Raw genomic sequence first — 1,788 nt, forward strand, 5'->3', positions numbered from 1 at the left:
GTTTGCCTGTACAATGCACCTGCCCGCTCACCCAAACCCCCAAATAGCTGGCGCGCCTGGAGGGACTCGAACCCCCGACCCTCTGATCCGTAGTCAGATGCTCTGATCCGCTGAGCTACAGGCGCGCGAAACTCTATCCACGTGCATCTTTGCTTGTTTCTCGCAACGTATGATACCACAACCGCACCGACTATTCAAGAGCTATCGCCGCGCTTGCAGTCTCGCGCCTGGGTTGCAGTCGCCCCTTTTCGCTGATCCGGCCTGCGCCGTCTTGTCTCCACGGTTTGCGACAACGCTCTGCCCCCTACTCTCCAGTGTTCGGTCCTGGCACGGCCGGGCCGCGCGTCACGGTGCGGCGGTCGTCCGCGGCGGCTAGCCGGGCCCTGGCCGCGACCTTTTGGCTGCTCCGCCCTGCTTGACAGCGCCAGCGCTCATGTGGTATAAATAACTCGACAGTAAAGGCCCCGGTCAACGGGGAGCCGCCGCGATGACGCGGCACACTTTGAAAGCACCAAAAAGTTAAGCTGTCGCGCGAGCGCCAGGGCGGGCTTGGTGGCGTGTCAGCGCAGGTATCAGGTGGCCCCGTAGCTCAGTGGATAGAGCAGCGGTTTCCTAAACCGCGTGTCGCACGTTCGACTCGTGTCGGGGCCACCATTTTTCTGCCCATTTCCGGCCCAGATCTGCAGGAGTGAATGAAGTGAATCAAGCGGCGGCTGGCCTCGCTCTCCGGTCTCTTCGAGCGGAGATCGAGGTCCTACGACAAAGGCTTCTCGAGTGCATCGGGGCTTGCGGTGGCGATCTAACCTCAGATGAGGTCCTGGCACAGAGCAAGAGGCTTGACGAAGCAATCCTCCTCTTTCAGGTCATGACACTGGCCACGAGGCAGGGCGCCGAGGCCTGGCGCGAGTTGGGCTCGTGAAAGGGAAAAGAGTCACCCGCTTGCCCCGGGCGGGCGACAATGGTATCATAGTTAACAGGTGAGCGGTCGCGCGTTCCATGGACGACGAAATGTTCATGCGCAGGGCCCTGTTGGAGGCGAAGAAGGCCTACCTGAAGGGCGAGGTTCCTGTGGGAGCGGTCATCGTAGCCGATGGCCAGGTTGTGGCGAGGGCCCATAACCGCAAGGAGGAACTCCACGACCCTACGGCCCATGCAGAAATGTTGGCTATCAGGGAGGCTGCCTCGCGCCTGGCCTCGTGGCGACTCCTCGGGGCGACGATTTACGTTACGCTCGAGCCGTGCGCTATGTGCGCGGGGGCCTTGGTCCTTGCCAGAGTCCAGAGGCTCGTGTATGGTGCGCCCGACCCGAAGGCTGGCGCGGCTGGTTCCGTGACGAATCTCGTGCAGCATGAGGCGCTGAACCATCGCCTGGAGGTTACAGGTGGGGTCCTTCAAGAGGAATGCGCTGCGTTGCTGCAGCAGTTTTTCGCTGACCTTCGGGGTGGCTCGTAGTGGGCGGCAGTGAGCTGGTGGTGGGTTGCAGAAGAGCCTCCCAGGGAGACCCCCGGGATTGGGTCGGCGTGTAAGGCAAGGGGAGCGCTCGAGGATGCGGTGGATTCCTCGGCCCTGGATATCGCCGAGCCTGGGGACGCAAATCCAATACCGTAGCCGCCAGACGCGGACGCCGTGGGACCGACGGCGTCGGGCTACTGCTGAAGCGTGCGGAGAGATGGCTGAGTGGTCTAAAGCGCTCGCCTCGAAAGCGAGTGGGCGGGTAGCCCCTGCCCCGTGAGTTCGAATCTCACTCTCTCCGCCACCTTTTGCGGAGAGGTGGCTGAGTTGGTCTAA

The 1,788-nt window shown here is 62.5% G+C and carries 2 protein-coding genes and 3 tRNA genes; 4 read left to right on the forward strand and 1 reads right to left on the reverse strand.

Going from position 1 to position 1,788, the window contains the following annotated elements:
- Window positions 1-48 precede the first annotated feature (48 nt).
- Window positions 49-125: transfer RNA gene (locus GX515_07190), tRNA-Arg, on the reverse strand.
- A 453-nt stretch (window positions 126-578) separates the two neighbouring features.
- Here GX515_07190 and GX515_07195 point away from each other — a divergent pair.
- The 4 genes from GX515_07195 to GX515_07210 all read left to right on the forward strand — a co-directional run bounded on the left by GX515_07195 (window position 579) and on the right by GX515_07210 (window position 1,756).
- Window positions 579-654 (forward strand) — tRNA-Arg (locus GX515_07195).
- Between the two features lie 43 nt (window positions 655-697).
- Window positions 698-919, forward strand: a complete 222-nt coding sequence (locus tag GX515_07200; protein ID HHY32795.1) for an aspartyl-phosphate phosphatase Spo0E family protein — start codon at window positions 698-700, stop codon at window positions 917-919.
- Window positions 920-996: 77 nt separating this feature from the next.
- Window positions 997-1,452, forward strand: coding sequence for a tRNA adenosine(34) deaminase TadA (gene tadA, locus GX515_07205; GenBank protein HHY32796.1), 456 nt, complete (start codon window positions 997-999; stop codon window positions 1,450-1,452).
- 211 nt (window positions 1,453-1,663) lie between these two features.
- A tRNA-Ser gene (locus GX515_07210) sits at window positions 1,664-1,756 on the forward strand.
- Window positions 1,757-1,788 lie beyond the last annotated feature (32 nt).

This window comes from Bacillota bacterium (assembly GCA_012842395.1).
In the GTDB taxonomy this organism is placed as follows: Bacteria; Bacillota; SHA-98; order UBA4971; family UBA4971; genus UBA6256.